We start from the raw sequence: 26,275 nt of genomic DNA, 5'->3' as shown, positions 1-26,275 counted from the left end.
CGGGCTACGGCCGCTTGCGCTTGGCCCAGAACTCGTCGAGGACCTTCTGCTCCTTGGCCGCGGCTTCCTCGAGCGCCTGCCTGGGCGGCTTGTTGTTCAGCACCACCTCGTTGACCGCGTCCACCAGCACCTGCCGCTGCGCCGCCTCGTCCACGAAGAAGGTGGCGCGCGCGTGGGGCAGCGCCGAGACGAACGGGCCCATCACCGGGTCGGCGCCCAGGCGCGGATCCTCCACAAGCCGTTTGTAGGCCGGGAGCTCGCCCACAGCGTCCAGCCACAGGCGCTGCGTTTGCTCTGAAACAAGGAACTTCAGGAACTGGATGGCCGCCTCCCGGCGCGGTCCCTGCGCGCGCGCGGTAAGGCCGTGGACCCAGTACGATCCGAAGTTGGAAGGCGCCCCGCCTATCGTGCGCCCGGGCAGCGGCGCGACGCCCCAGGAGGCCCGTGTCCCGCGCCGGATGGCGCCGATCGCAAAAGAGCCGTCAACGATCATCCCTGCCCGGCCGGCCATGAACGCGTTGCGATACCCACCGGCGCCTGGGAAGAAGTCAATGGCGCCCACCTTGGACTTGGTGATCAGCTCTGTGTACCAGCGCAGGGCCTCGGCTCCGGCAGGCGTCGCGTAGGTCACGCGCCGGTTGTCGGCGCTGTACGGGGAGGCGCCCCACTGCCGGAACAGAACCTCGCGCAGCAGGTGATGGTCCTGCCCGGAAGGCGCCACGCCGAAGCCCATCGTGGTAATCCGGCCGCGGTCGTCACGCGCGGTCAGCCGCTCGGCGGCGGCCTGGAACTCCTCCCAGGTGACCGGCGGCCGCACTACCGCGGCCGCCCTGAACAGATCGGCGTTGTAGAACATGGCCAGACTGCGCACAGCCGTCGGGATCGCCCAATACTTCCCGTCGAGCCTTGATGCCTTGATCATGGGGACGTAGTCGCGTTCGATCTGCACGGGCGGGAACGCATCGGGTGGCAGCGGCTGCAGGTAGCCGCTGTCCACGTAGAGCGGTACCCAGCCGTAGAAAAGGTTGATCACGTCCGGGCCCTGTCCTGCCGGAACGGCGCTGGCCACTTTCTGGTTGTATGCGTCGTAGGGGAAGTGCTCGTGGGCAACCTTGACGCCGGGGTGCTGGGCCTCGAACTGGGCTATGAGCTGGTCCACGAGCTTGACCTTGCTTTCGAAGAAGTACTGCCAGTAGGTAATCGTCACCCGCGGCTGGCTGAGGCCCGTAGCCGGTATTGCCAGGACCACAGCGCCCACGATGATCGCAGCCCAAATCCTCTTCAACGTCGGACCCTCCTCAGAAGGAACTGGTCGCGACGACGCCGGCTCCCTGCCTGCAGAAGCGCCGCCGCCCCCTAGCCGGTATTCTTCATGCCGGCGGGACACGTTTCCTCTACGCGGCTTCGTTGCAGCGGCCCGCCGCGCGGCTGGATGCTATCGCGCAAGGGCGAAGTGGGCCCTTTCCGCGACGCGGTCCTGGTGGTCCCCGTTCGAGATCGCGTGTGCCAGCGCTGCCCGGACAGTCGTCCAGGTATCACGCGCCCGCTGCAGGGCCTGGCGAATCCACTCCCTGTCGCCTTCGTTCAGGGGAACGCCTGCCCCGATCTTCGCCCAGACGAGCGTGTGGTAGAACCGCAGCGCCGAGGCCGCCACCCACACCTCGCTGCGCACGCTGCCGTCGCCGTTGGGGATGAAGATGTCGCAGATGTTGTCGGTACCGATGCGCACCGGCACGCCGGCGGCCATCATGTCCAGCAGCCGGGCGATGGAGTTGTGCAGGGGCGCCGCCATGGGCCGCAACTGGAACATGGAAAGCGCCGCCGTCGGGCACGAGATGACACCCACGCGATAGGCCAGCAGGTCCTCTATCAGGCGTTGGAAGCGGCTTTCCTCGTAGCAGGACGGCGAGATGGCGTGCACTGCCCACACCGTGGGGCCGTCTTCCCCGTCCGCCACAGGCGATCCCAGCCACCTGACCGCCTGAACGAGCTGCTCGGTCTCGGCTTCCCTGGGATCGTTGTCCTGATCCACCTGGAAGTGCACGGGTTTGCGCAGCGCCTTCCCCAGTTCCAGGACCATTCGGACGTGTCCATCGAAGCCCACGCGGCCTTCTCCGCGGTCCCTGGAAGGCAGGCCGCCCAGCACGTCGGCGATCTCTGCCGCCTGGCTGTATACCTCCCAACGGTCGGGATTGATCTTAGGGTTCTTGAAGCCGAAGATGGGCGAAACCGCGATCTTGAGGACCAGTCGGTCACTGAACTCCTCGCGCAGCCGCACGGCCTGCTCGATCGCGACCAGGCCGATGTCAGGAGTGGCGTCCACGAACGAGATCGCCTCCCGTACGTGCATCGCCACCATCCGCTCCAGTTCCTCCCGCATGCGGTCATAGAGGCTGTGGGGCTGGTAGGCCAGGCCCTTGTGGAGCTCACCTACCAGGATCTGCTTGACGGGGAGCGACAGGCCTGCCGCGCCCATCGGGTCTATGTTGGCGTGCTGCAAGAACTCGGGGGCGAAGGTGTTGGCCCGGTCCAGGTGCGTGTGGGCGTTCAGCCAGCCGCCAAATGAGAGGGCGGCCTGTTCGAGCGTTCGGTCCCAGTTGCCGTGCTCAATCGTGTCCACTCGGACGTCCATGGTCATCGCCACGCTCCTGTGTTGTTCTCTGGTGTGGGAACTATCGCTGGAAGGTGTCGGGCTGGCGCCGCCGCGCCGCGGCAGCAAAACGCCCGCCATCGCGGCGGGCGGAGCATGCGGTCGTCGGCCATCGCTTCCTCCTTGTCCGTCTCGCGGGACGGCTCCTTAAAGGAGTGGTTCGAGGGGCAAGATAGCACGCCGCGGCGCGTCCGTCAACCTCCGTAACGGCCGCACTTCCGCAACGGCCCCGCGCGATGCCGGGCAGGCAGGAACCCAGGTATGCGCTGTCGAAGACGACGCACTAAATCGGTCCGCGACCCGATGCGCGGATTCCGGCCACTGGCGAGGATTGTGCCGATACCAACCATGACACCGGTAGAGAGTTCCATGGACTTCCTGGATCTTCTGGATCAGCCAATTCTCCACCGGCAGGTTGTTCTTCCCAATCCCGTCTATCCTGAATCGCACACATCGTCAGCAGGTCCGCACCGGTTCACAATAAGCACCCACCTTGCGCACTACGGCTCCACCTCCTTTGCCAGGCCCTTGCAGCACAGCCTGGCCTGCGGGCCTCCGTAGAGATCCAAACCCCTTTACGGCAATACAATCTAAGCGTCATACTGCCTGACCAGGGGAGCAAGTCGTCTATGGGGAGGGGTTAGGTCATGGCCTTCAATCTCAGGAACAGGAGTTTCCTCAAGGAACTCGATTTCACACCGCAGGAGATCAGGTTTCTACTGGATCTCTCGCTGGATCTCAAGAAGGCCCGCTATGCGGGGACGGAGCAACAGCGCCTCAAGGGTAAGAACATAGTTCTGATCTTCGAGAAGGCCTCCACGCGAACCCGCTGTGCTTTCGAGACCGCGGCATTTGACCAGGGTGCCCACGTGACCTACCTCGAGCCCACGGGCTCTCAGATGGGGTCCAAGGAGTCCATTCGGGATACGGCTCGGGTCCTTGGGAGGATGTATGACGGGATCGAGTACAGGGGGTTTGGCCAGCAGATAGTGGAGGACCTGGCCAAGTACGCGGGCGTGCCCGTTTGGAACGGCCTGACCAACGAGTTCCATCCGACCCAGATCCTGGCCGACCTGCTCACCATGATGGAGCACTGCGACAAGCCCCTGAGCCAGATCAAGTTCGCGTACCTCGGGGATGCGCGGTTCAACATGGGCAATTCCTATCTCGTTGGAGCCGCAAAGACGGGTATGGACTTCCGGTCCGTTGCTCCCCGGAGTCTCCAGCAGAATCCTCAACTGGTGGAACAGGCAAGGGACATCGCCAAAGAGACGGGGGCAAGGATCTCCCTCACCGAGGATGTGGACGAGGGCGTAAGGGGATGCGATTTCATCGCCACGGACGTCTGGGTCTCCATGGGAGAGCCGGCGGACGTCTGGAGGGACCGGATCAGCCTCCTGAAGCCCTACCAGGTCAACCGGGCGGTCATGGAGAAGAGCGGCAACCCGAACGTGAAGTTCCTTCACTGCCTGCCGTCTTTCCACAACCGGGAGACCAAGATCGGCGAGGAGATCTACCAGAAGTTCGGGCTGGAGGCCATGGAGGTAACCGATGAGGTCTTTGAGTCCGGCGCGTCGGTCGTGTTCGATGAGGCCGAGAACAGGGTGCACACCATAAAGGCCGTGATGGTCGCCACCCTTGGAAGCTAGCTCTCACCATACCTGGGATGTGAGGAAGATCATGAGCAGGAAGCCGGTCGTGCTGATTGCCTTTGGCGGCAATGCCTTGATACAGGAGGGGCAGAAGGGCACAGCAGAGGAGCAACTGGAGAACCTCAGGATGCCCGTGAGGGAGATCGTCAAGCTCTCCAGAGACCACAGGGTTGTGATCAGCCACGGCAACGGGCCGCAGGCTGGCAATCTCCTGCTGCAGCAGGAGAGCTGCAGGGAGGTTCCGGCCATGCCGCTTGACGTCGTCGGCGCCATGACCCAGGGCCAGATTGGCTACCTGATCGAGTCATCCCTCGAGGCCGCACTGGCGGAGGCGGGCGAGGACCGCCTCTTCATTACGGTTCTCACCTTCACGGAGGTGGACCCGAACGATCCGCTGTTCAAGAACCCGACCAAGCCGGTTGGCCCCTTCTACACGGAGGCAGAGGCAGCAACCCGGCCGTACACGATGGTCAAGACCGACAAGGGGCACAGGCGCGTTGTCGCTTCGCCCAAGCCGATGGCCATCACGCAGCACCGCGAGATCAAGCAGCTCGTGGACAACGATTACATCGTTATCTGCTGCGGCGGCGGCGGAATCCCGGTCATCAGGGAGGGCGCAGGCCTCCGCGGGGTAGAGGCGGTAATAGACAAGGACCTAGCCAGCTCCACGCTTGCCCGGGAGATCAAAGCGGACCTGTTCATCATAGCCACGGATGTCCGGGGTGCGGCCGTCCACTGGGGAAAGCCCGAGCAGCGGTTGCTCGGCAAGGTCTCTCTTGAGGAGATGAAGGGATACGTTCAGGAAGGCCATTTCCCCGCTGGCTCGATGGGGCCCAAAGTAGAGGCGCTCCTGGGCTTCGTGGAGAGCACCGGAGGGAGGGCCGTCATCTGCCACCTTCAGGACATCGGCAAGGCGGTTGCCGGACAGGCGGGGACCGAAGTCGGAAGATAGGTCACACTCATGTGATTTGGGAAACGGAGGCAAGAGATGGCGAGAAAGAACGTGATCATCATAGGCGCCGCAGGAAGGGACTTCCACAACTTCAACACGTACTACCGGGGAAACAAGAGCTACAACGTCGTGGCTTTCACCGCCGCCCAGATTCCTGACATCGAAGGCAGGAAATACCCCAGGGAACTGGCCGGCGAGCTCTATCCTGACGGCATTCCAATCTACTCGGAAGCCGACCTCCCCTCGTTGATCAAGGACCTGAAGGTTGGCGACTGCGTCTTTTCCTACAGCGACGTGTCCTTCCAGCACGTCTTGACCGTCGGAGCCATCGTGCAGGCGGCCGGCGCCAACTTCGTGTTGTTGGGCCCCAAGGACACCCAGATCAAGAGCACGAAGCCGGTGGTCTCGGTCGGCGCTGTGCGCACAGGAGCCGGCAAGAGCCAGACGTCGCGCAGGATCATCGAGCTGTTGATGGCCAAAGGCCTCAAGGTGGTGGCAGTTCGCCACCCCATGCCGTACGGCAATCTCGTTGCCCAGAAGGTGCAGCGGTTCGCGGATCTCTCCGATCTCGAGAAGCACAACTGCACCGTGGAAGAAATGGAGGAATACGAACCCCACGTGGTTCGCGGCAACGTCGTCTATGCCGGGGTGGACTACGAGGCCATCCTCCGGGCCGCAGAGAAGGATCCCAGGGGCTGCGACGTGATTCTATGGGACGGCGGCAACAACGACTTCTCGTTCTACAAGTCCGACCTGCACGTGACAATCGTTGATCCCCTCCGACCGGGACACGAGATGAGTTTCTGGCCTGGCGCGGTCACGCTGAGGCTTGCCGACGTGGTCGTGATCAACAAGGTGGACAGCGCCGGTCCCGAGGGCCTGGCGACGGTCCGGAGAAACATTGCCGCCGCAAACCCAAGTGCTGTCGTCATAGATGCCGCCTCGCCGATCGATGTGGATGATCCCTCGATGATCAGGGGCAAGAGGGTGCTGGTGGTAGAGGATGGTCCGACCCTGACGCACGGGCACATGAGGATCGGAGCAGGCGTGGTTGCCGCCCAGAAGTTCGGAGCGGCCGAACTAGTGGACCCGCGGCCATACATCACGGGCAGGCTCGTCGAGACCTTCAAGACCTATCCGGACATCGGAACCCTCCTTCCCGCAATGGGGTATGGGCAGGAGATGCTGAAGGACCTGGAGGCCACCATAGACCGGACGGACTGCGACTCGGTGGTGGTGGGGACACCGATCGACCTCAGCCGCATCATCAAGATCAGGAAGCCCGCGACGCGCGTGTACTACAACCTGCAGGAGATCGGTCGCCCCGACCTTGCGGGCGTCCTGGACGATTTCGCAAGGAAGCACGGACTGGCTTAGAGGATGACAGGTGTTGCACTGAAACCACAACAACGGGAGGAGAGAAGCAATGCCGAAGATCGTGAATTCCTGGAACGAGTGGGACCCGCTGAAGAGGGTGATCATTGGAAGGCCGGAGGGCACGAATGTTCCTGCTCCGGAGCCGGCCTGGTGGTACGACCTCCCGCACGGTGGGTATCCGCTGGGGGCGTGGGGACCGTTCCCGCAGGAGATGGTGGATGCGGCCAACGAGCAGATGAACTACTTCGTGGGCCAGCTCGAGAAGCGGGGCGTCATCGTCGAGCGGGTGGACATTCAGCCCTTCATGATGAACAAGCCGCTTCCGTCACCGCTGGGCTGGGTGCAGTTGAACGCGCACGGCGTCAACAACGTTCGCGACGTCACCGTGATTCACGGCAACTACATCATTGAGGCCACCACCGTCCGCCGTTCCCGCATCTACGAGCGCTTCAACCTTCGGCCGATCTTCGAGCGGTACTTCAAAGAGGATCCCGGGGTCGTTCACTTCGCGGCGCCCATGCCCATGCTGACCGACGAGTCCTATGTCCGGAACTACTACTACGACTTCGAGAATGTCTGGACGGACGAGCAGAAGAGGCAGAGGCTGCACAACTGGGAGTTCCAGCTGACCGAGAAAGAGCCCCTTTGGGACGCCGCCGACGCCATGCGGTTCGGCAAGGACGTCTTCCACCAGGGCTCGTGCGTAACCAACAAGGGAGGCATGGACTGGCTGAAGCGGATGTTCGCTGCGCTCGGCCTGCGGCTGCATCACGTGCTGTTCGATACCCCTAAGGAGGCCGACAAGCCGAACAACTACCATCCGTGGCACATTGACGTGAACCTTGTGCCGCTGCGGCCCGGTCTGTGCATGTACAATCCCGATTGGGATCCGCGCACGCCCGAGTTGTGGGAGCTGTTCAAGAAGAACGATTGGGAGATGGTCCCGGCGGCCAGGCCGACCTACGTGCACAGGAACAAGGTCTACCTGACAGGGCTATACGAGGGCAAGTCATGGATCTCGATGAACACGTTCTCGATTGACCCGAAGACGGTCTGCGTCGAGGCGCACGAGACCGCGTACTGCGACCAGCTCAGCAAGCTGGGGTTTGAGGTGGTCCCGATTCCCTACGAGAAGGTAATCCCGTTTGGCGGCGCCCTGCACTGCACGACGCTGGATGTCTACCGAGAGGGTGGTTGCGAGGACTACTTCCCAAAGCAGGTCAAGGGCTACTGATGGGGTGTCTGTGACGAAAAGCAGTCCCGCAGTTCAAAGGAACAGTGCACACTCCGGCAGAGTGGGCTTCTCCATCGAGGCTCATTCTTCCGGCCATCGCTCGTGGAAGTTGGGGAACAGGCCGTCAGTGAATCCCGCACCGCGGACCCGGCAGAACACGTTGAGGAGGTGCACTCGTGGGACAGTACGAGATCGGAATATCTGTCTATCTGGGCGTCTTCTTCTTCCTGGGCTTGGCGATGTACTATCTGGTCAAGGGGAGCGGCAGGCAGTACATCATCGCAGGCAAGCGGCTGCCGTTCTTCCTGGTCGGCACCACCCTCCTGGCCCAGGCGCTGGACGCCAACGCGACCCTGGGTAACGGCGGCGCCGTGTACGGCGGCGGGTGGTGGGCGGGATTCCAGTTTCCGCTCGGACTGGCGCTCTGCCTCGTTGTGACCGGGCTGTTCTACGCGAAACCCCTGAACAAGCTGAACCTGCTCACGTTGCCCGACTTCTACTACCGGCGGTACAACCGCACGGTCGAGGTGCTCTCAGGGCTCCTGATGGGGTTCAGCTTCATCATCCTGGTGGCCGGGAACCTGGCGGGATCCGCGTGGATCCTGAAGGTGATCTTCGGGTGGGAGTATCTCCGGGCGCTGCTAGTCATCTCGCTCATCGTGTTCTTCTATACCATCGCGGGCGGGCTGTGGTCGGTGGTATCGACCGACATCGCGCAGATCTACCCTGCGGTCATCGGGTTCTTCGTCGCGGTGATGTTCTTCTTCGTGACGTACGGATGGGAGTTCTTCAGGGACGCCATTCCAGCCGGATACATGGATCTCAGCGGGCTGACGTCGGTCAAGAACGGCGCCCTCCTGAACTGGGCCGGCATCCTGGCTCTAGGCCTTGGGGACGTGGTCGCCCTTGATTTCATGGAACGGGTCTTCGCAGCAAAGAGCCCGCAAACGGCCCAGAGGGCTTGCTACTATGGGGCTGTGTTCACTCTGCTGGTAGGCATCGCCGCCTCATTCATGGGGCTCATGGCCCTGAAACTCGCGCCGGGCATCACCGATGCCAGGATGGTTATTCCGACGCTGGCGCTGCAGCACGCGCCGTTCTTCGTGGGTCTGCTGATCATGGGTGGCGTGGTGGCAGCGGGGCTCTCTACGGCGGACGGCGGGCTGCTCGGCGTGTCGTCGGTTCTGGGCCGGAACATCATGCAGCGCAACGTCTTCAAGATCTGGCAGGGGCGCTACACGCCCGAGGACCGCAATGTACTCGATGCCCGCCTCCTGTGGATCACCCGCCTGGCAGCCATTCCGATCATGGCGCTGGCGATGTACATCGCGGTGGTCAGGCCCGAGCCGGGCATTCTGCTGGTCCTGGCGTTCGACGTTGTCTTCGCCGGGTGCTTCGTCCCGCTCACGCTCGGGCTGTTCTGGAAGAAGGCCAACTCCTCCGGAGCCCTGGCCGCGGTCGTCGTTGGTTCGCTGCTTCGGCTGGTGCTGTACTACAAGATCCCAGAGCACCTGGCGGGGCTGGATACCCTGATCCCGCCGGTCGTCTCGTTGCTTGTCATGGTGCCGGTCAGCCTGCTCACCCAGAAGCAGGATCCGCCCAAGCACCAGGCGACGACCTACGTGCCGACAGACGAAGAGGTGCTGTCAACGCAGTACTAGGCCGGTGGGTTTGGCGGGGGAGGGCGTCCGCCGGGAGGGTGTGTCATGAGCATGATCGAGTGGGTTCGCGCCAACTGTCGACTCTTGGTAGTGGGGCTGGGCGGGCTGGTGCTGCTGGCCGCCGGATGCGGCGGCGGGGGCGCCGTCCGTGAGTCCGGACCGATACACATCGGCGTGCTCAGCACCATGACCGGGGCAGACACCGTGGTTGGCGAGGAGACGGTACGCGGTGTGCAGCTCGCCAGCGACTCGGTCAATACCGCGGGCGGCATCAGGACTCGCAAACTCAACGTTGTAGTGGAGGACAGCAAGTATAGTCCCGAGAACGCGCTGCTGGCGGCGCGCAAACTCATTGATTCCGACAAGGCGTCGGTCATCGTCAACGGCACCCGAAGCGGCGTCCTCAGGGCGTGGGTCGGTTACGCCGCCTCGAAGGGGGTGGTCGTCATAGACGCGTCGGGAAGCACGGGCGAGACCAGGGGGCTGGGCAAGACGGTCTTCTCGGTTGCCGCAGACGCGGTCGTGCTCGGGCGCGAGCTGGCCCGGTGGGCGTTCCAGAATGGCCATCGTCGGGTTGCCATCGCCGTGCCGAGCAACCCCGCCGGCGGCGAGTTGCGCAAGGCGGCCGAGGACGAGTTCCGCCGGCTGGGTGGCCAAGTAGTGGCGGCCGTCGAGTACGCCGTCGGGGACCTGGACCATGGCCCCACGGTGCGACAGGTCGCGTCGCAACGCCCCGACGCGATCATCGCGAGCCCCTATGGGAGCGACGGGAGGATCTTGTTCCGGCATGCCGATCAACTGGGACTCAAGGCTCCATGGTACGTGGCGTACCCCAGCCAGGTAGTTCTAGACAACCCCGGAAGGCTCGCTGGCCGCCTGTACGGGCTCGAGGTCGGCTACATGACGAAGAACGCGCAGCAGTTCCGGAAGGCGTACAGCGCCAAGCACTCCGGGCAAGCGGCCACGACGTGGGCCGCGTACAGCTACGACGGGGTGTGGGTTATGGCCAACGCCATGCGGCGCGCCGGGGTCGATCCGGCCGAGATCGCCCGCGTGTTCATCCGCAGCGCGGCCGGATTCGGAGGTGCTACGGGGCGGATCGAGTTCGACGATGACGGTCACCGGATCAACGCGCCCCTGGAGCGGCTCATGGTGACCACGCGCGGCGAGCTAGAGCCGGCGCCTTGACGGTACCGGCTTTCGAAGGATCGCGTTAGCCATGGACGGCGTGCCGACCCCGGCCCGAGTGACGGTTCGCGAGGCTCGCGATACCGACGAGGCTAGGATCCTGGAGATCGGCAACGCCCTCTTCCCGGACTACCCGGAGACGCTGGACGAGTTCCGGGAGTTCCGGGCGCGGCTGGAGGAGGGAGGGTACGCGTCCATCCTGGCGGTGGCCGAGACCCAGACCGGAGAGGTGATCGGGTACTCCCATGCGCACGACATGCCAGGGCAGTTCGATCCTGCCCGGTATCGCATGGGCATCTTCACCGACCTTGCCTGGCGGGGTCGGGGCACAGGATCCGCGCTGTACTCTCACATGCGTGGGGTGCTTGCAGCCCGGGGCGCGCTGGTTCTCGAGTCGTTCGCCCGGGAGACGATGCCCGAGGCAATCCGGTTCCTGGCCCACCGGGGATTTCGGGAGACGATGCGGACCTGGGAGGTCCGGCTGGACCTTGGATGGTTCGACCCATCGCCGTTTGCGTACTACCTCGATCACGCGCGAGGGGAGGGCGTCACAATAGTGACGCTGGAGGATGAGCTCCGGCGCGACCCCGGAGCGCTGCGCCGCGCCTACGAGTTGCACAACGCCGTGGTCGCGGGCATTCCTATGCCGATCCCGTATACGCCTGTCCCGTTTGAAGTGTACGTGCGCAGCACCATCGAGTCACCGCGGGCGCTTCCCGGCGCCTACTTCCTGGCACTGGCGGGCGGTGACTACGTGGGTGAGGCCAACCTGCACCGGCCTGCGCAAGGAACGCACCTGTACCATGGCGTCACCGGTGTACTGCCCGCGTACCGCGGACGGGGCATCGCCTGGGCGCTCAAGCTGGCAACCATCGCCTATGGGCGGCAGCACGGCTACTCCGAGATCCGCACCTGGAACGAGACGAACAACACCGGCATGCTGGCGATCAACGAGCGGCTGGGGTTCACGCGGCAGCCTGCCTGGATCACGTTCGAGGCGGCCCTGGATCCGGGAGAGGCGCGGTGAGCGGCACCTCGCTGCCATTCCTGCGCCTGACGGGTGGTCCGGGTGAGATCGGGGAAGGGCACGGCCGGGCCGCGCCCGACCTCGTCGCCCACAACCTCGACCTCTACTTCCGCCGGTTCGCCGGCGAGGTCTCCTTGTCGCGCGACGAGGTGCTCAGGCGGACGGAGCGATACTGGCCGGCTGTTTGTGCGCGAGCCCCCGCCTTCGCCGAGATGGTGGAAGGCGTGGCGCACGGGGCCGGCCAGCCCACCATGGAGGTGGCCGCGCTCAATCTACGGTTTGAGCTGTTCTATGGCGAGTTCTCGCGACTCGGGACGCTCGAACTGGGTGGGATGCCCGCGCCCACACGGGAGTGCACGATATTCGCGCTCACGCCAGAGGCGTCGGACGATGGCCACCTCTGGGTCGGCGAGAACTGGGACTGGATCCCCGGCGTGGCAGGAGTGCTCCAGCACATCACGCATCCCGACGGACTCCAGGTGCTGTGCTTCACCGAAGCGGGCATCGCCGGTGGTAAGATCGGCCTGAACAGCGCAGGGATCGGCCTCGCCGTAAGCGGCTTGATCTCCGCCGACGACGACTGGACACGCATGGGCACTCCGTTTCACGCGCGCACCTGGGAGGTTCTGTGTAGCAAGGCGATGGACGCCGCGGTTGGTGCTGTGACGCGGGGGGTCCGCGCGTGCTCCGCCAACTACCTGGTGGCCAGGGCAGGCCAGCAGGGAGAAGGGATCGCCGTGGACATCGAGACCGCGCCGCGCGGCACATGCACCCTCGAGCCCGTCAACGGGATCCTGGTTCACGCCAACCACTTCCGCGATCCCGAGCGCCTCGGGATCTGGCAGCCGATTACCGAGGAATGGCGTTCGACCTTCCACCGGTGCGCCCGGGCAGAGCGACTCCTTTCCGGGGCTGCTGCCCGCGGCCAGATCTCCGCCGGAACCATGATGACAATCCTGCAAGACCACGAGGGTCACCCTGAGTCGGTCTGCCGGCACCCCAACCCGGCGTTGCCGGAGGCCGAGCGCTACCAGACCGGGGTCTCCATCCTGATGGATCTCCACACCGGCTGCATGCAGGTGGCGGCAGGTCCTCCGTGCACGTTTCCGTACAGCAGTTACTGCGTGTAGCCTGCGTCCGTGTGCGCCCGCGGTGGGCTAGCGCGCTTCTCCTGGACCGGGCGGGCCCGGCGGCAGAACTGGAGGAGATGGGGCCGGTTCTTCATATCCTCTGGGAGAAGGCCTCCAGGCCGGCACGAGTGGGGGAGCGACGTACAGGGTCAGTCGGTTTCGGAGAGAGACCGTGCTCTCAACGTAGACCGGACGGCTGGTGCGGGCCTTGGCTACGAGCGCGATCCGAATGCGCGCCACCTCCGACGGGATAAGCGTCGGGGCACCCTCCGCGTTGTGGTAGGTCATCTCGAGCGCGTCTATCCGCGAGGCCAGATTGTTGACCCCGCGCCCCAGCCGGCGCTCGATCTCGCGCTGTCTGGGGTTGTACTGGAAGACGACCTCGTAGGACTCGGCCCGGCGGTAGGGGTTGCCCGGCGGAATCAACACCCTCACGCGGCTCGGGCACAGGCCAGAGGGCGCGCACGCGGCATCGGCCACCACGGTCTCTGCCCAGCGGAGTTCCTCGGTGATCCGTTCCATGGCACGCCGGGCGCCCTGCTGCCCGTCGAGCCCGTCTCCGGCGAGGATCACGGCCTGCGAGGATATGCGCACGAGGCCCATCAGCCCGGCTGCGGCCATCGCCGTCAGGCTCAACGCCAGCGCCAGCTCGGTGAGCGACAGACCCCTGCTTGCGGCTGGCGGACCGCAGGCAGCATGCCCGGGCGTGGTGGCGTCCACGCGAGACCCCCTTCGCAACTGCGACGTACACTGCTGCTATCGGCCGGCAGAGTCGGGTTCTTCGGGGGGATGGACATGGGGTTCCAGATCCGATGACCGGGGAACTCGCGGCGCTGGCCGCGGCGATGTCGTTCGGGATCAGCACGGTCCTGGCGAGGCGCTTCATGGTGGCGGTTGCCCCGGAAGCCGGAGTCCTGGTGAGCATAGCCACGAACGTCGTGATCTTCTCGACCATCCTGGCTACTTCGGCTCTTGGTGGGCTGCTGCCGGCGATCCACCCTGTCTCAATCCTCATGTTCGCCGCCGGAGGGATAGCGGGCACGCTGCTGGGCCGGAACCTGGCGTACCAAACCATCCGGCGCCTGGGACCTGCGCTCTCCACTGCCATCCGGCTAAGCAACAGCATCTTCACGCTGATGTTCGGCTACCTTTTTCTTGGTGAGCTGCCCCGTCCTTGGCAGGTCGTCGGGCTGGCCGCCGTCACCGTCGGCCTGTGGGTCAGCCTCTGGACAGGGCGCCAGGCCGGCCCCGCGGGCCCACGCGCCCTGGACCTGGTGGGAATAGCGATGGCGCTGGCAGGGGCAGCTTCATTCGCCCTTGGCGACACCGCGCGACGGTTCGGACTGATCCTGACGCCGGCGCCGATTCTGGGCGCCACGGTGGGCGCGGTCACCGCGCTGCTCGCCCATCTGCTCTGGTCGGCTTTCTACCGCTCGGCGCGATGGCCAGCCGGCCGGGCCTGGCTCAGCGGCGACCTGCTGGGCAGCGCTCTATTCAACACCATGGCGATCCTGCTGCTCTTCACGGCGCTCCGGCACGCGCCCGTGGCCATCGCGTCGGTGCTGTACAATCTGCAGGCGCTCGTGGTTCTGATCGCCAGCCCGGTTCTCCTGCGCGGTCAGGAGACGATCACCGTCTGGATAGTGCTCGGGACCATCATCGCACTGACAGGGACGGCCCTGATCCTGCTGGGATGAGGGCCTACGGTGCTCCTGGCGGATAGGCCAGTGCCGCGGGATCGAAACGCAGCACGAACTCCGGGAGCGTTCCCACCTGCCCGACGCCACGCGCGAAAGCCCAAAGCGGCCGGATGATCAGGCGCACGTCGCGTGTGCCCAGGGCGATGCGGGGGAACGGGTAGAGCCCTACCAGCACCGTGCGCGGCTCCAGTACCTGTCGGCCGAGGTCCGGAACCAGGCGGCGGTAGGGCGCCAGCGCGGCCGCATCCCTAACGACGGGGTGGAGGACGCCGTCGGCGTTGAGGCGCAGGTTCAGCGAGAGGTAGCCCTCCAGGGCCAGGCCAGAGCCGTTCTCCACCTCCAGCCGGATGAGCGTGAACGCCCGGGCGGCCGCGCGATGCCAGGCTTGGTGCTCTTCTAGGACGAGCGCGCGATAGTACGCGTGATCCACCAGGCGTGGGGTCACCCACAGCGCGGTCGCGGTCACAAAGCCGCCGCCGGCGACGGCCACGCCGCTGCTGGCCAGGTGGCCTGCGGGCGCCTGCGGCGCGAGGAGCAACGCGAGCAGGACCACCAACCGGACCAGGGCCATGCTGGGCTTCTACGCCGCGCGGCGCCCGGACGCCTGCACTGACTTGCCGCGATCCTGCCGCCGGTGCATGATGGCGTCGGAGAGGATGCGCTTGGCAACAACCCCCGATCGCTTTCAGGCGTCGTCTCTGGGGTTCTTACCCGCCTATCGCCGTCTGAGTGCCGGTGAACTGCGCCGACGCGCGGAAGAAGCGCTGGACCTCCTGCGGGAATGCCGGGCCTGCCCGCGCGAGTGTGGGGTGGACCGGCTGGAAGATCGGTGGGCGGTCTGCAAGACGGGCAGGTTCGCCATTGTCAACTCGTTCTCCCCTCACCTCGGCGAGGAGGACTGCCTGAGGGGCTGGCGGGGAAGCGGCACGATCTTCTTCTCGATGTGCAACCTGAAGTGCGTCTTCTGCCAGAACTACGCGATCAGCCACCTCGGCGAAGGCCAGCCGGTGCCGCCTCATGCGCTGGCCGCCATGATGCTGCATCTTCAGGATGCGGGTTGCCACAACATCAATCTTGTCACGCCAGAGCACGTCGCGCCGCAGATCCTGGAGGCGCTGCCCGTGGCTGTTGAGGCAGGATTGAACCTGCCCATCGTGTACAACACCAGCGCGTACGACGCGATGGACTGCCTGCGCCTGCTCGACGGCATCGTGGACATGTACATGCCCGATTTCAAGTGCTGGGACCGCGAGGTCGCCCGCCGCTACCTGCTGGCTCCGGACTACCCGGAAGCGGCGCGGGCGTCCATCGCCGAGATGCACCGCCAGAGCGGCGACCTGGTCTTCGATGAGCGCGGGCTGGCGCTGCGGGGATTGCTCGTCCGTCACCTTGTGATGCCCGAGGGCCTGGCAGGGACGGCTGAGGTCATGCGCTGGCTGGCCGCGTCCGTGTCCCCGGACACCTACGTCAACCTGATGGACCAGTACGCGCCTGCGGGCAAGGTGGGAGCGGGGCGCTTTCCTGAACTGAACCGCAGGATAACCCGTGATGAGTACCGTGACGCGGTTGCCGCGGCGCGTGGCGCAGGGCTCTGGAGGTTTGACCAGCGAAGCAGGAGGGGATGGATATGACCGAGGTGCGGGTGGAGCCCTCAGTCGCGGCGCACGTGCGGGTCGCCGTGGTCGAGGCAGCCGGGGTGACGGTGGCGGACAATGATCCGGCGCTCTGGGAGGAGATCGAGGCGACCGGCGCGCGTCTTCGGGCCTCGTACGCCGGGCGCGAGCCCGCGCAGATCGAGGGGCTCCAGCCGGCCAGGGAGCTCTACCGCCGGATAGGAGTGGATCCGACGAAGCTGCGACCGTCCTCGGAGGCGCTGCTGCGGCGCGTGCTGCGGGGCGATGGGCTGCCCAGGATCAACACGCTCGTGGACATAAACAACCTCTGCTCTCTCGAGTTCCTGCTGCCCATAGGGCTGCACGATCTCGATCGCGTCCGCGGATCCCTCGTCATACGCCGCGGAGGACCGGGCGAGGGATACGAGGCGATCGGCAAGGGGCCTTACAGCGTCGAGGGCCGCCTCACCGTTGCGGACGACGACGGTCCGTGCGGCAGCCCGACCAGCGACTCGCAACGGACCATGATCCGACCTGAGACTAGGCGGTGCCTCATGATCATCTACGCGCCGGCCAGCTACGATCCCGCGCGGCTCGAGGCTCACGCGGGTCTGGCCGCCTCGCGTCTCAAGGGGTTTGCCGGCGGCACGATCGCGCAGTCTGGGCTTCGCTAGGCGTCGGTCGTGCGCACCGTCTCGCTGTTTGCTCCAGCACCCATCGAGACCGCGCCGCTGGTGCTCGCCGAGAGGGAGGAACTGACCCCCGGCCCGGGTGAGGTGGCTATCCGAGTGCGCGCGTGTGGGGTCTGCCACACCGACCTGCACATCGTTGAGGGCGACCTGCCCCCCCGCCGGTCACCGGTGGTTCTGGGCCACCAGATCGTTGGCACCATTCACCGCCTCGGTCCGGGTGTCACGCCTGATCTGGAGGGCACGCGCGTGGGCGTGACCTGGCTGGCCTTTGCCTGTGGCACGTGTGCCTTCTGCGACAGGGGTGAGGAGAACCTCTGCCCGCGGGCGCGGTTTACCGGCTACGACGTTGACGGCGGCTTCACCGACTACACGGTGGCCCGCGCAGCGTTCGTGGTTCCGGTTCCGCCGGTGTTCGACGATACCGCCGCGGCACCGCTCCTGTGCGCCGGCGTGATCGGCTACCGGGCGCTGCACGTCGCGGGGCTGCGACCCGGGGAGCATCTGGCCCTCTTCGGGTTCGGTGCATCGGCGCACCTGGCGATCCAGGTCGCCCGGCACTGGGGATGCACGGTCGGGGTCGTGACGCGCGGGGCGGAACACCGGGCGCTGGCAGAGGAGCTGGGTGCGCGCTGGGCGGTCGAGCCCGGCACCACGCCTCCGGTGCCGTGCGATCGGGCGGTCGTCTTCGCGCCCTCAGGCGAGGCGGTTGTAGCCGCCCTGCGGGCCGTGCGCCCCGGCGGCACGGTGGCGGTCAATGCCGTGACGCTGGATGGCATCCCTGCGATGCCCTATGCAACGCTCTACGGGGAGCGAGTCCTGCGCACGGTCAGCCATCTGACCCGTGCGGACGCGCATGCCTTCCTGCGGCTTGCCGCGGAGATCCCCGTGCGGGTCGAGGCGGAGTCACAACCCCTCGAGGCCGCCAACGAGGTGCTACTGCGCCTGAAGCGGCGGGAACTACGCGCCGCCGCGGTGTTGCGCCCCTAGCACGGCGGACCGGCCAGTACCTCTATGGCCGCCACTTGATGGTGCAGCCCTTGGGTGGAGTCGTCGCCTCCGCCGGGGTCCCGCCAGCCAGGAGCGCATCCAGCGCATCCCGGAGGTAGCGGCTGGTCACCTCTTCAGGACGCTCGAAGTTGTCATCGGGCGCGCCGTGGTAGCGCAATACACGCTCGCGGTCGAACAGGAAGACCTCTGGCGTGCGCGTCGCGCCGTAACTTCGGGCGACCTGCTGCGACTCATCGAACAGGTATGGGAACGGATACGCCTTCTCTCGAGCGTGCGATCGCATCGCATCGAATGAGTCGTCGGGGTAGGCCACCGGGTCGTTGCTGCTGATCATGACCATCTGGACACCCTTTTCGGCATACTCGCGCTGAATGGCAATCAGCCGGTCTTCCCAGGCCTTGACATAGGGACAGTGGTTGCACCAGAAGATCACGCCCAGCACCGCCCGGTCCGCGAACTGATCTGCCGAGACCGTGGAGCCATCGGTCGCGGGGAGCGAGAAGGGTACGATCCGATCACCTATTGCCAGGGGCATGGTCATCCTCCTCCGTCTTCCCGGCGGGCTGCCTGAAGCGCCCTCCGGATCATTGCGGCCGTCGGCAGCGGCGAGAGCCGGCCGGTCTCCGTGTGGTAGGTGCGGCAGGTCAGCATTGCCTGTCCCTGGGCACCTTCGGGCTGCAGGTCCTCGCCGTTGATGCGCACCGTGGGCGATCCGGGAAAGCGGTGGTGGACCGCGTCTTCCGCAGTGGCGATGAGGACCACCTCCACCGGGTCGGCTAGGCCTTCTTCGCGCATGACCTGCAGGAGCCGGTCCAGGGCCTCTGGGTGCGAGGGGCAGTCCTCCCAGTAGAAGAACTCGATCCGCACGAAGGCGCCTACCGCGGCGGGCAGTTCAGGCAGTGGTTTGATATCTGCAGAGCGATCGTGGCGTCCACGCGGCCTAACCCCATGAACTCCGACGACGTGTCCGTGATGACCTCGCGCCAGAACGGCCTGCCGCCTACGCTTGCGAACGCGAACCTGTTCGACAGCTCGCCCCAGTCGTAGAACAACGAGAGCTGGTAAAGAAGGCCGGCCTCATCCACGAGGGCAGAGAGCATGTACGGACCAGGTCCCCCGCGAACGATCGAGGCACGCTGTGTCGGCGACCACAGCCACCGGGCGATCGCCCTTCTCGACGCGGGATCCCTCAGGTTCGCGGTTTGGCCGTATCGGGTCATCGTGTCGGTGACGATGTCCTGACGGACGCCTCCCACCAGGGTTCGACCGCCGGCACGCTCCTCAACGATGAACACGTCCTGGGTCGGCAGGAACTCGCCGGGCCTTGGTTCGGCCTCGACCAGATCGGTGACCGTGCGCCGGATTGAGCTCGAGAACGGCCTCAGCAGCAACGGGATATCGAGCCTGGTTAGCGTTGCCTTGCGCCGGCGCGGCTCGCCGAGCGCGGCACGGGATTCAAGAAGGGTGCCGGCGGCGTAGACGCTAATCCGTCCCGTTGTCATGTTGAAGACCATGCGGGCGGTGAAGTCCGCGGCCATCGTGTACGGCTGAGGGTTGGGGTCGGCAAGGATTCGCGACACAAGGGCGTCAATCGAGAGGCCCTGCGCAAGAGCCGGAACTGCCAGCAACAGGAACGCGAACGCGGCGAGAACCGTGCGTAGGGGGCTGCATCTCATGCCGGCAGCATTATAGCAGACGCCGGCCATACTGGTTCCAATGCACGAGGTCCACGAGTGGCTTGCGACCCCTTCCGGCGATCGCGCGCAACGCGAGGCGCTCCAGGCGTCCCCGTCCGCGCGGATCAGGATAGCCCAGTGCGATAGCAGTGGCCACCACCGGACCTTTGGGCAAGCCCAGCGCTGCCCGGGTCTGCGCGTCGTGGTGCAGGGTGACCGGACACGAGGCTATTCCCATACCCCAGGCAGCCAGCATCATGGACTGGGCGCAGCGTCCGGCGTCGAAGAGATGCCCCCGCTCCTCGACGAGAATGACCACCGCGGCCGCAGCGGTCGCCAGGTGTCCTGCGAAGCGGCCGCACCGCGCAAGGCGCCGCAGCACATCGCGGTCGGTGACCGCTACAAACTGCCAGGGCTGCCGGTTGCGCGCGCTGCCGCTGTGACGACCAGCGTTGAGCACCCGCCGCAGCGGTCCCGGCTCGATGGTCTGGCCGGTGAACGTCCGCAGGTCGCGCTTCGTGACCACGCAGCGGTAGAGGTCCACGCGGGTCCACTTCGCCGGCAGGACTGGGTGTGCCTGCATTGGACTCTCCCGCAGATGGGCACGGCGTCACGGGAGTGGTACGATTGCGGCCGGAGGTCAGGATGCTGAAGCACGGAGATGAAGTCAGGGTGACGGTGGACCGTCTCGCATATGGCGGAAGGGGGGTCGGCCGCCTTGACGGGTTTGTCGTGTTTGTGGCCGGGGCTGCGCCCGGTGATGTTGTGCGCGCGCGCATCGTCCGGGCGCGGAGAAGGTACGCGGAGGCCGAGGTGGTGGCGGTCGAGGTTGCCTCTGCGGATCGCGTCGAGCCACGCTGTCCCCACTTTGGTCCCTGTGGAGGGTGCGTGTGGCAGCACGTGGCCTACGCGGCGCAGGCCGATGCAAAAGGGGCGATCGTCCGCGAGAGTCTCGCCCACCTGGGCGGCATCGCCGAGGCGGTGGTCCACCCGATTGTTCCTGCGCCGGATCCCTGGTACTACCGCAACAAGATGGAGTTCTCGTTCCATCCGGACGGGGTGCTGGGGCTTCACAGTCGTGGCGAGTGGAACCGGATCGTTCCCATAGAGGCCTGCCTTCTGCAATCCCCTGAATCGGTCGCACTGGTGGGGGCGGTGCGCGCGTTTGCCCGCCGCCACGGCCTGACGGCGTACGACCCCAAGACCCATGCCGGGTTCCTGCGCTCGCTTGTGATCCGGGAGGCCCGGGGAACCGGCGACCGTCTGGTTGGGCTCGTGACCTCTCCGGGGCCGTTCGCCTTCTCCTCCGCGTTTGTCGAGGAGGTGGTGGGGGTAGTCCCCGGGGCTACGGGCATCGTGCGTGGAATCGTGACGGCAGCGTCCGAGGGGGCTCCACCCTCATTGGTCGAGACCCTGCACGGCAGTTGCACCCTTGAAGAACGGGTGGCGGGACTGCGCTTCCGGATAGGGCTCGACACTTTCTTCCAGACTAGCACCGCACAGGCCGCCCGCATGGTCGAGTACGTGGTTGCGCGCGCGCAACCGCTCGCCTCGGCGCGCGTGGTGGACCTCTACTGCGGGGTCGGGACCTTCGCGCTGCCGCTGTCCCGCGCCGGTGGCCGTGTGGTCGGCATCGAACTGGTGCCTGCCTCGGTTGACGCGGCCAGCGCGAACGCCGCGCTCAACGGTCTGGATGGTGTGGAGTTCACTGCCGGTGATGCCAGATTGATGCTGCCCGCGGTGGTCGCGGCACACGGCACGCCGGATGTGCTCGTGCTGGACCCACCCCGTGCCGGCGCCGGCGGAAAGGTCATGCGCAAGATAGGCCGGAGTGGCGCCCGCAGAATTATCTATGTGTCGTGCAACCCCACAACCCTCGCGCCGGACCTCAAGGAGGTCCTGCCATTCGGCTACAGTTTGGTGGACGTGCAACCGTTCGATCTGTTTCCGCAAACGCATCACGTGGAGGCGATCGCGGTCCTCGAACGCCAGGCCTAGCGTCAACTCCGGCGCACGATCCACCGCCCGAAGAACTCGTCGTCGCTGATCTGGGCCTTCAGCCAGCGGTCTATCACGGCCACCTGGATTGTGATCGCGGCCGCTACCGAGCCATCGCGCCGAGCAGCCCTGACGACGACAAGGTCGAGCGCAAGTTTGGGATTGGCGGAAGGGGCAATCACGCGCACCACCTCCGGCTTCAGGGCGGAGAGCGTGCCGGCCGTCCGCGTGCGATACGCTATCTCCGCGCGACGGACCCCTCCGGCAGCCCGGCGGTCGGTTATCACCAGGGAGATCACCTGGAAGCCCTGGGTCACCAGTGCCCGGCGGTAATCGTCTGCCAGCGCCCTGTCCAGCCCTGGAGGGGGCGTGGGGATCTCCAGCAGCACCGCCCCAGCGAGCATCCAGATCAGGTGCGTTCTCCATCTAGCCATGCCGGATTGTTCGCCGCAGGATGGGCTGACTCCTCACAGCGGGTGGCGGGCCAGGTGGGTGATCCCCGCGGGTGAGCAGGAGGCGTGCCGGTGGCCGCGAACGGTTAGGCGTGCCGCTGCCCCGAGTCTACGTTGCCCGCCGCCTGCCCGAGGAGGCCAGCGTGAACCCCGAAGTGTGGGAGCGACGACGCCAGTCCTGACAGGAGGGAAGCAAATGAGAGGACGTTCGGTTGGCTACATTGTTGTTATCTTGATCGTGATCGCAGCGCTTCTCTACGTCATGCGCGGCCGCCAGGCGGCCCAGCCGCCCGCGACGCCGCAGCCGCCCGCAGCCGTCATGGACCTGGGCGGACGGGAGGTCAAGGTCGGCAGTGACACCACCTATCCGCCCTTTGAGTACGTGGACGAGAACAAGCAGATCGTCGGCTTCGACCCCGACCTGCTGGCCGAGATCTGCCGCCGCGCGAACTGCAAGGCGGCTTTCACCACCACAGCGTGGGACGGCATCTTTGTTGCCCTGGCCCAGGGCCAGTTCGACGCCGTGGCATCGGGCGTGACGATCACTGAAGAGCGTCTCAAGAGCATTGACTTCAGCGAGCCCTACCTGCGCTACGGCCAGGTCGTTCTGGTACGGACGGACGAGGCCGCCGTTACAGGAGTTGACGCCCTGACAGGCAAGAAGGTCGCGGTGCAGACCGGGACCACCAACGACGAGAAGGCCAGCGCCCTCCAGAAGGAGGGAAAGGTCGGAGATGTGCGGCGCTACGAGACATTCGCCCTGGCAGTCAAGGCGCTCATCAACAGGGATGTGGACGCCGTCATCATTGACAGCTACGCTGCCGACGGGTTCATCAACCTGACCCCGGACAAGATCAAGAAGGTGGGCGAGCCGTTCACGAGCGAGGCCCTGGGGATCGCGCTCAAGAAGGGCGATGCGGCTCTCAAGCAGGCGTTCGACGCGGCCCTGGAACAGATGAAGGCCGACGGTACGCTCGACGGCCTCTACAAGAAGTGGTTCGTGGAGCGGGCCCCGGGCCAGTAGGTCTCGCGTGAGCACCAGAGGCCCGTCCTCCGCCAGCGGACGCGACGGCGGCCGGAGCCGGCTGGCTCCGGCCGCCCTGGAGCGGATTCCCTGGTGGGTGCTCGTGTTGCTGACCGCGGGGGCCGGCATCGCGTTCGTGGTGGCCGGCTCCCGGGTCTACAGGGACACCCTGGCGTTTCTCTGGGATGGGGTGCTCCTGACCCTGCACCTGACGTTCGCCGCATACTCGCTGGCGCTGGTCATCGGCCTGGTGGCCGGCCTGATGCGGCTGTCCCGGCGGCCAGTGGTCTACACCGTGGCCACGCTCTACGTAGAGGTGGTTCGGGGCATTCCGCTGCTGGTGCTGCTGATCTACATTGCCTTCGTGGCCGCGCCCCTGGTTTCGGCGGCGCTGGCCGGCGCTGCCCGGGCGGCCGGCTTCCACGGCGCGGCCGAGGTCATCACCCGGCTCATACGCAGCGACCTAAACCGGGCCATCCTGGGCCTGGCGATCGGATACGGCGCCTACCTGGCCGAGATCTACCGCGCCGGGATAGAGTCCATTCCCAGGGGGCAGATGGAGGCCGCGCGTTCGCTGGGCCTGAGCTACGGGCAGGCGATGCGGTTCGTCATACTCCCGCAGGCACTGCGCGTCGTGCTGCCGCCGCTGGGCAACGACTTCATTGCGCTGCTGAAGGATTCGGCCCTGGCCTCGGCGATCGCGGTCCCGGAACTGACGCAGGCGGGCCGGTTGCTCTCGGCCAGGACCTTCCGCGCTTTTGAAACCTACAACATGGTGGCGCTGCTGTACCTGATCATGACGCTGGTGGGCTCGATGGGCGTGCGGGCTCTCGAGCGCTGGGCCAAGGCCGGCCGGTAGGCGCGTCCTCCTGGGCTGATCCCGGGGACGGTCCGCGATTCCTCTCTCAGCCCGCACGGCTGCTGCCGCCGCCGCCCCCGCCGCCGCCGCCGCTGAATCCACCGCCGCTGCCAGACGAGCTGGACAGCGCACGCGACAGCCCCTGGAAGTTCTGGAACGACCTGGAGAGGGCCTCAAGTGAACCGAGCCCGGCAGGCGTCAGACCTGCCCGACCGCCGCCTGAGGCGCTGTGGAACCATGCCACGCGCGGAACCGTCTGTCCTGTTTCGGCCGCCACCAGCTTCAGGTTATCGATCAGCCGGTCGGCCACGCCGAGGGCGGTGGCATACACCAGGTAGCTCTCCCACAGCGCCAGCACGTTCGGGCCCGCGTCCTTCATGGCAGAGAAATCAACCATGAACCGCCGGAACGCCTCCCACCGCTTCACCTCGAGGGCGGCTTCAGGGGTCCGGCGCGAGAGCCCTTTCAGAGAGAGGCCGATCAAGACGATCCCTATTGGGACGGCCGCAAACGCTGTCAGGCCCATGCCCACCGCCGAGGCCACGAAAATGGTGATCACCGCGCCCCCGATGAACCACCCCTTGGCCCGCTCGCTGGCCGCATCATCGAGGCGGAAGTGCCGGTCTTCGAACCAACGGCGCAGGTCCGGGCCCCACCCCTCCGTGAAGAGCAGGAAGTTGCTTTTCCTTCCGACGATCTGTTTGCCCCAGGCCTCTATCTCGTCGCCGGTCACCTCATCGCCTTTGCGGGCCTTGCGGAAGACTGCATCGAGCACCTTCACCTCGAGCGCATCCAGTGAACGCTCCCGCCTCGTCTCCTCGGGCAGCCGACCCGACAGGAGGGCGCGACCGTTGTCGGTGAGCCGGTAGACCAGATCGGTGCCGCGGAAGAGCCCGGTTCCCAACAACCCCTGGTCCTGCCGCTCCTCGATCTCCAGGTATCCCAACCGCGCCGCCTCAACCAGCGTGGCCGCGAAGGCCCAGGCGAGATCTGCGCGCCGCACGCCGCCCTGGGGGAGGATTGCCGGAACAACCGCCGGGGGGAGCGGCCGGGGCGGCTCGCGCTCGTAGATGGCTTCGTAGGCCACTGAGGGCTCCCGTCCGTACCGCGCGTAGGTCCACGCGTAGGCGGCGATCAGCCCCACCAGGAGCAGCGTTCCGGCCAGTAACCCTACCAGGAATACCGACGTCCACCGCCGCTCTGCCTCGGAGTGGCGGCGCTCGTCGGCCAGGAGACTCTCGTGGTTCTCGCCCTGGCGCACCACCGTTTTGGGAAACAGGGCCGGGTCCAGCAGGACTCGCACTTCCACGAACGAGGTTTCTGGGATGTCGGATTGCGTGATCTCGGCGCTCCTGAAGTCAGGGGCGATCCGGAGTTCGCCCGGAGTGGCCTTGCTGTGGACGAAGACCTTGAAGAGCCCTGGGCTGGCGCCAGGCGCCTGCACGATGACCCGGACCCGGCCAATGGGCGCGTGGTCTCCCTCGATCGCCTGCCAGTAGAACTGCGCGGCATCAGCGTAACGCTGCACCGCCCCAGTGATGCGGTACCTTATACGGAACCTCTTTGTCGTGTCGGCGGCCGAGTAGTTCCACCGGAGGACCTCCTCGGAGCCATCCCGCGACTGCTTGAACTGCATTGCCTGGCCGCTGCCGGCGTCCCAAATCCCGCGGTAGCGCAGGCCGTAGGTCCCGTACTGCCCGGTTGTGCGGCGCCGGATCTCCGCCCACGAGAACGAGCCCTGAAACCGGAACGCACGGACCTCGTCAACCTCCGCGTCCCCCTCGGGCAGTAAGCGGAATGTGACATCAATCGTCGGGTGGTCGTAGGATTTCGCCCAGACGCCGACGGCGGGCGCGGTCACGGCCGCCAGCACAACAAGGAACGTCAGGAGTGTCCTTGCGGGTCTTCCACGGTAGGGTGTGCGCTCCATGAAGCCCATGTTCGCACAAAGCCGCCCGCCCTCCTTCGTGCTTTGGGAGGCGACGTCGCGTCTCCTGAGGATCCTGGTTCAGAAAGAGGCGAAACACCGTGTTGCGGCGTGTGGGGCTTGTCCCTATAATGAGTGAGCACCCGAGGGTGTTTTGATTCGCCGGGCGCTTAGCTCAGAGGAAGAGCGCCTCTCTGACGCAGAGGAGGTCGCAGGTTCAAGTCCTGCAGCGCCCACCACGCACCGGCGAGCACCATCAACGCGAGATATGGTTCGAGGAATACCTCCCTGCCGGCCCAAGCGGCTGCGCCGACCGTGGCCAACACTCTGCTCGTACCGACAAGGCGAGGAGGAAGCTTGCCGTTGAAGCCCGGCGGCAACGCATCGGCGACGGACGCCTGAGCTATCCGCCCAGATCGCGGGCGTAGGTGATGGTCATGGGCTGGACGCGTCGG

Annotated in this window: 25 protein-coding genes and 1 tRNA gene; 16 read left to right on the top strand and 10 right to left on the bottom strand. The window is 66.0% G+C overall.

What is annotated here, in order from left to right:
- Nucleotides 1–4: 4 nt before the first annotated feature.
- Together FJX73_08785 and FJX73_08780 are read right to left on the bottom strand one after the other, a co-directional pair.
- Nucleotides 5–1,264: an extracellular solute-binding protein gene (locus tag FJX73_08785; GenBank protein MBM3470871.1), complete on the bottom strand. Its 1,260-nt coding sequence runs from the start codon at nucleotides 1,262–1,264 to the stop codon at nucleotides 5–7.
- A gap of 171 nt (nucleotides 1,265–1,435) precedes the next feature.
- On the bottom strand, nucleotides 1,436–2,638 hold the full coding sequence (locus FJX73_08780; GenBank protein MBM3470870.1) for a hypothetical protein: 1,203 nt from the start codon (nucleotides 2,636–2,638) through the stop codon (nucleotides 1,436–1,438).
- 659 nt (nucleotides 2,639–3,297) lie between these two features.
- Here FJX73_08780 and argF point away from each other — a divergent pair.
- The 8 genes from argF to FJX73_08740 all read left to right on the top strand — a co-directional run bounded on the left by argF (nucleotide 3,298) and on the right by FJX73_08740 (nucleotide 12,871).
- Nucleotides 3,298–4,299 carry an ornithine carbamoyltransferase gene (argF, locus tag FJX73_08775; GenBank protein ID MBM3470869.1) on the top strand — a complete coding sequence of 334 codons (1,002 nt, stop codon included), beginning with the start codon at nucleotides 3,298–3,300 and terminating at the stop codon, nucleotides 4,297–4,299.
- A 31-nt stretch (nucleotides 4,300–4,330) separates the two neighbouring features.
- On the top strand, nucleotides 4,331–5,254 hold the full coding sequence (gene arcC / locus FJX73_08770; protein MBM3470868.1) for a carbamate kinase: 924 nt from the start codon (nucleotides 4,331–4,333) through the stop codon (nucleotides 5,252–5,254).
- Between the two features lie 36 nt (nucleotides 5,255–5,290).
- Nucleotides 5,291–6,631, top strand: coding sequence for a GTPase (locus tag FJX73_08765; GenBank protein ID MBM3470867.1), 1,341 nt, complete (start codon nucleotides 5,291–5,293; stop codon nucleotides 6,629–6,631).
- A gap of 49 nt (nucleotides 6,632–6,680) precedes the next feature.
- Nucleotides 6,681–7,865: a serine/threonine protein kinase gene (locus tag FJX73_08760; protein ID MBM3470866.1), complete on the top strand. Its 1,185-nt coding sequence runs from the start codon at nucleotides 6,681–6,683 to the stop codon at nucleotides 7,863–7,865.
- A gap of 176 nt (nucleotides 7,866–8,041) precedes the next feature.
- Nucleotides 8,042–9,526 (top strand): sodium:solute symporter, encoded by a 1,485-nt coding sequence (locus tag FJX73_08755; GenBank protein MBM3470865.1) that lies wholly within the window; start codon nucleotides 8,042–8,044, stop codon nucleotides 9,524–9,526.
- Between the two features lie 45 nt (nucleotides 9,527–9,571).
- On the top strand, nucleotides 9,572–10,714 hold the full coding sequence (locus FJX73_08750; GenBank protein MBM3470864.1) for an ABC transporter substrate-binding protein: 1,143 nt from the start codon (nucleotides 9,572–9,574) through the stop codon (nucleotides 10,712–10,714).
- 31 nt (nucleotides 10,715–10,745) lie between these two features.
- Complete coding sequence (locus tag FJX73_08745) at nucleotides 10,746–11,741, top strand: GNAT family N-acetyltransferase (protein MBM3470863.1); 996 nt, start codon at nucleotides 10,746–10,748, stop codon at nucleotides 11,739–11,741.
- A complete protein-coding gene (locus FJX73_08740) occupies nucleotides 11,738–12,871 on the top strand; it encodes a peptidase C45 (GenBank protein ID MBM3470862.1) in 1,134 nt (377 codons plus the stop codon). The genes FJX73_08745 and FJX73_08740 overlap by 4 nt, the downstream gene beginning before the upstream one ends.
- A 27-nt stretch (nucleotides 12,872–12,898) precedes the next feature.
- On the opposite strand, the gene FJX73_08735 is transcribed toward FJX73_08740, so the two are convergent.
- Nucleotides 12,899–13,591 (bottom strand): hypothetical protein, encoded by a 693-nt coding sequence (locus FJX73_08735; GenBank protein ID MBM3470861.1) that lies wholly within the window; start codon nucleotides 13,589–13,591, stop codon nucleotides 12,899–12,901.
- 92 nt (nucleotides 13,592–13,683) lie between these two features.
- On the opposite strand from FJX73_08735, the gene FJX73_08730 reads away from it, so the two are divergent.
- A complete protein-coding gene (locus FJX73_08730; protein ID MBM3470860.1) occupies nucleotides 13,684–14,568 on the top strand; it encodes a DMT family transporter in 885 nt (294 codons plus the stop codon).
- 4 nt (nucleotides 14,569–14,572) lie between these two features.
- On the opposite strand, the gene FJX73_08725 is transcribed toward FJX73_08730, so the two are convergent.
- Nucleotides 14,573–15,142, bottom strand: coding sequence for a hypothetical protein (locus tag FJX73_08725; GenBank protein ID MBM3470859.1), 570 nt, complete (start codon nucleotides 15,140–15,142; stop codon nucleotides 14,573–14,575).
- 85 nt (nucleotides 15,143–15,227) lie between these two features.
- Here FJX73_08725 and FJX73_08720 point away from each other — a divergent pair, with 85 nt between their 5' ends.
- The 3 genes from FJX73_08720 to FJX73_08710 are packed head-to-tail and all read left to right on the top strand — an operon-like array spanning nucleotide 15,228 to nucleotide 17,863.
- A complete protein-coding gene (locus FJX73_08720) occupies nucleotides 15,228–16,202 on the top strand; it encodes a radical SAM protein (GenBank protein ID MBM3470858.1) in 975 nt (324 codons plus the stop codon).
- Complete coding sequence (locus tag FJX73_08715) at nucleotides 16,193–16,858, top strand: hypothetical protein (protein ID MBM3470857.1); 666 nt, start codon at nucleotides 16,193–16,195, stop codon at nucleotides 16,856–16,858. Before FJX73_08720 ends, FJX73_08715 begins: the two co-directional genes overlap by 10 nt.
- 9 nt (nucleotides 16,859–16,867) lie before the next feature.
- Complete coding sequence (locus FJX73_08710) at nucleotides 16,868–17,863, top strand: zinc-dependent alcohol dehydrogenase family protein (GenBank protein MBM3470856.1); 996 nt, start codon at nucleotides 16,868–16,870, stop codon at nucleotides 17,861–17,863.
- A gap of 22 nt (nucleotides 17,864–17,885) precedes the next feature.
- Here the strand turns inward: FJX73_08710 and FJX73_08705 are convergent, their stop codons facing one another.
- From FJX73_08705 to FJX73_08690, 4 genes are read right to left on the bottom strand one after another with little or no spacing between them, the layout of a single operon-like run.
- A complete protein-coding gene (locus tag FJX73_08705; protein MBM3470855.1) occupies nucleotides 17,886–18,425 on the bottom strand; it encodes a thioredoxin family protein in 540 nt (179 codons plus the stop codon).
- Nucleotides 18,422–18,751, bottom strand: coding sequence for a hypothetical protein (locus FJX73_08700; GenBank protein MBM3470854.1), 330 nt, complete (start codon nucleotides 18,749–18,751; stop codon nucleotides 18,422–18,424). Before FJX73_08700 ends, FJX73_08705 begins: the two co-directional genes overlap by 4 nt.
- Before the next feature lie 8 nt (nucleotides 18,752–18,759).
- Nucleotides 18,760–19,560, bottom strand: coding sequence for a hypothetical protein (locus tag FJX73_08695; protein ID MBM3470853.1), 801 nt, complete (start codon nucleotides 19,558–19,560; stop codon nucleotides 18,760–18,762).
- 10 nt (nucleotides 19,561–19,570) lie between these two features.
- Nucleotides 19,571–20,143 carry a nitroreductase gene (locus FJX73_08690; protein ID MBM3470852.1) on the bottom strand — a complete coding sequence of 191 codons (573 nt, stop codon included), beginning with the start codon at nucleotides 20,141–20,143 and terminating at the stop codon, nucleotides 19,571–19,573.
- A gap of 62 nt (nucleotides 20,144–20,205) precedes the next feature.
- Here FJX73_08690 and rlmD point away from each other — a divergent pair, with 62 nt between their 5' ends.
- Nucleotides 20,206–21,558, top strand: coding sequence for a 23S rRNA (uracil(1939)-C(5))-methyltransferase RlmD (gene rlmD, locus FJX73_08685; GenBank protein MBM3470851.1), 1,353 nt, complete (start codon nucleotides 20,206–20,208; stop codon nucleotides 21,556–21,558).
- A gap of 2 nt (nucleotides 21,559–21,560) precedes the next feature.
- Here the strand turns inward: rlmD and FJX73_08680 are convergent, their stop codons facing one another.
- Nucleotides 21,561–21,992, bottom strand: coding sequence for a hypothetical protein (locus FJX73_08680; protein ID MBM3470850.1), 432 nt, complete (start codon nucleotides 21,990–21,992; stop codon nucleotides 21,561–21,563).
- Nucleotides 21,993–22,329: 337 nt separating this feature from the next.
- On the opposite strand from FJX73_08680, the gene FJX73_08675 reads away from it, so the two are divergent.
- Together FJX73_08675 and FJX73_08670 are read left to right on the top strand one after the other, a co-directional pair.
- Complete coding sequence (locus FJX73_08675) at nucleotides 22,330–23,034, top strand: basic amino acid ABC transporter substrate-binding protein (protein ID MBM3470849.1); 705 nt, start codon at nucleotides 22,330–22,332, stop codon at nucleotides 23,032–23,034.
- A gap of 7 nt (nucleotides 23,035–23,041) precedes the next feature.
- Complete coding sequence (locus tag FJX73_08670; GenBank protein ID MBM3470848.1) at nucleotides 23,042–23,893, top strand: amino acid ABC transporter permease; 852 nt, start codon at nucleotides 23,042–23,044, stop codon at nucleotides 23,891–23,893.
- Between the two features lie 46 nt (nucleotides 23,894–23,939).
- On the opposite strand, the gene FJX73_08665 is transcribed toward FJX73_08670, so the two are convergent.
- Nucleotides 23,940–25,832 (bottom strand): DUF2207 domain-containing protein, encoded by a 1,893-nt coding sequence (locus tag FJX73_08665; protein ID MBM3470847.1) that lies wholly within the window; start codon nucleotides 25,830–25,832, stop codon nucleotides 23,940–23,942.
- Nucleotides 25,833–25,984: 152 nt separating this feature from the next.
- Here FJX73_08665 and FJX73_08660 point away from each other — a divergent pair.
- Nucleotides 25,985–26,059 (top strand) — tRNA-Val (locus tag FJX73_08660).
- Nucleotides 26,060–26,275 lie beyond the last annotated feature (216 nt).

Source organism: Armatimonadota bacterium (genome assembly GCA_016869025.1).
Taxonomy (GTDB): domain Bacteria; phylum Sysuimicrobiota; class Sysuimicrobiia; order Sysuimicrobiales; family Humicultoraceae; genus VGFA01.
Note: the sequence above shows the minus strand (reverse complement) of the source record. Positions and strands in the feature narration are given on the sequence as shown.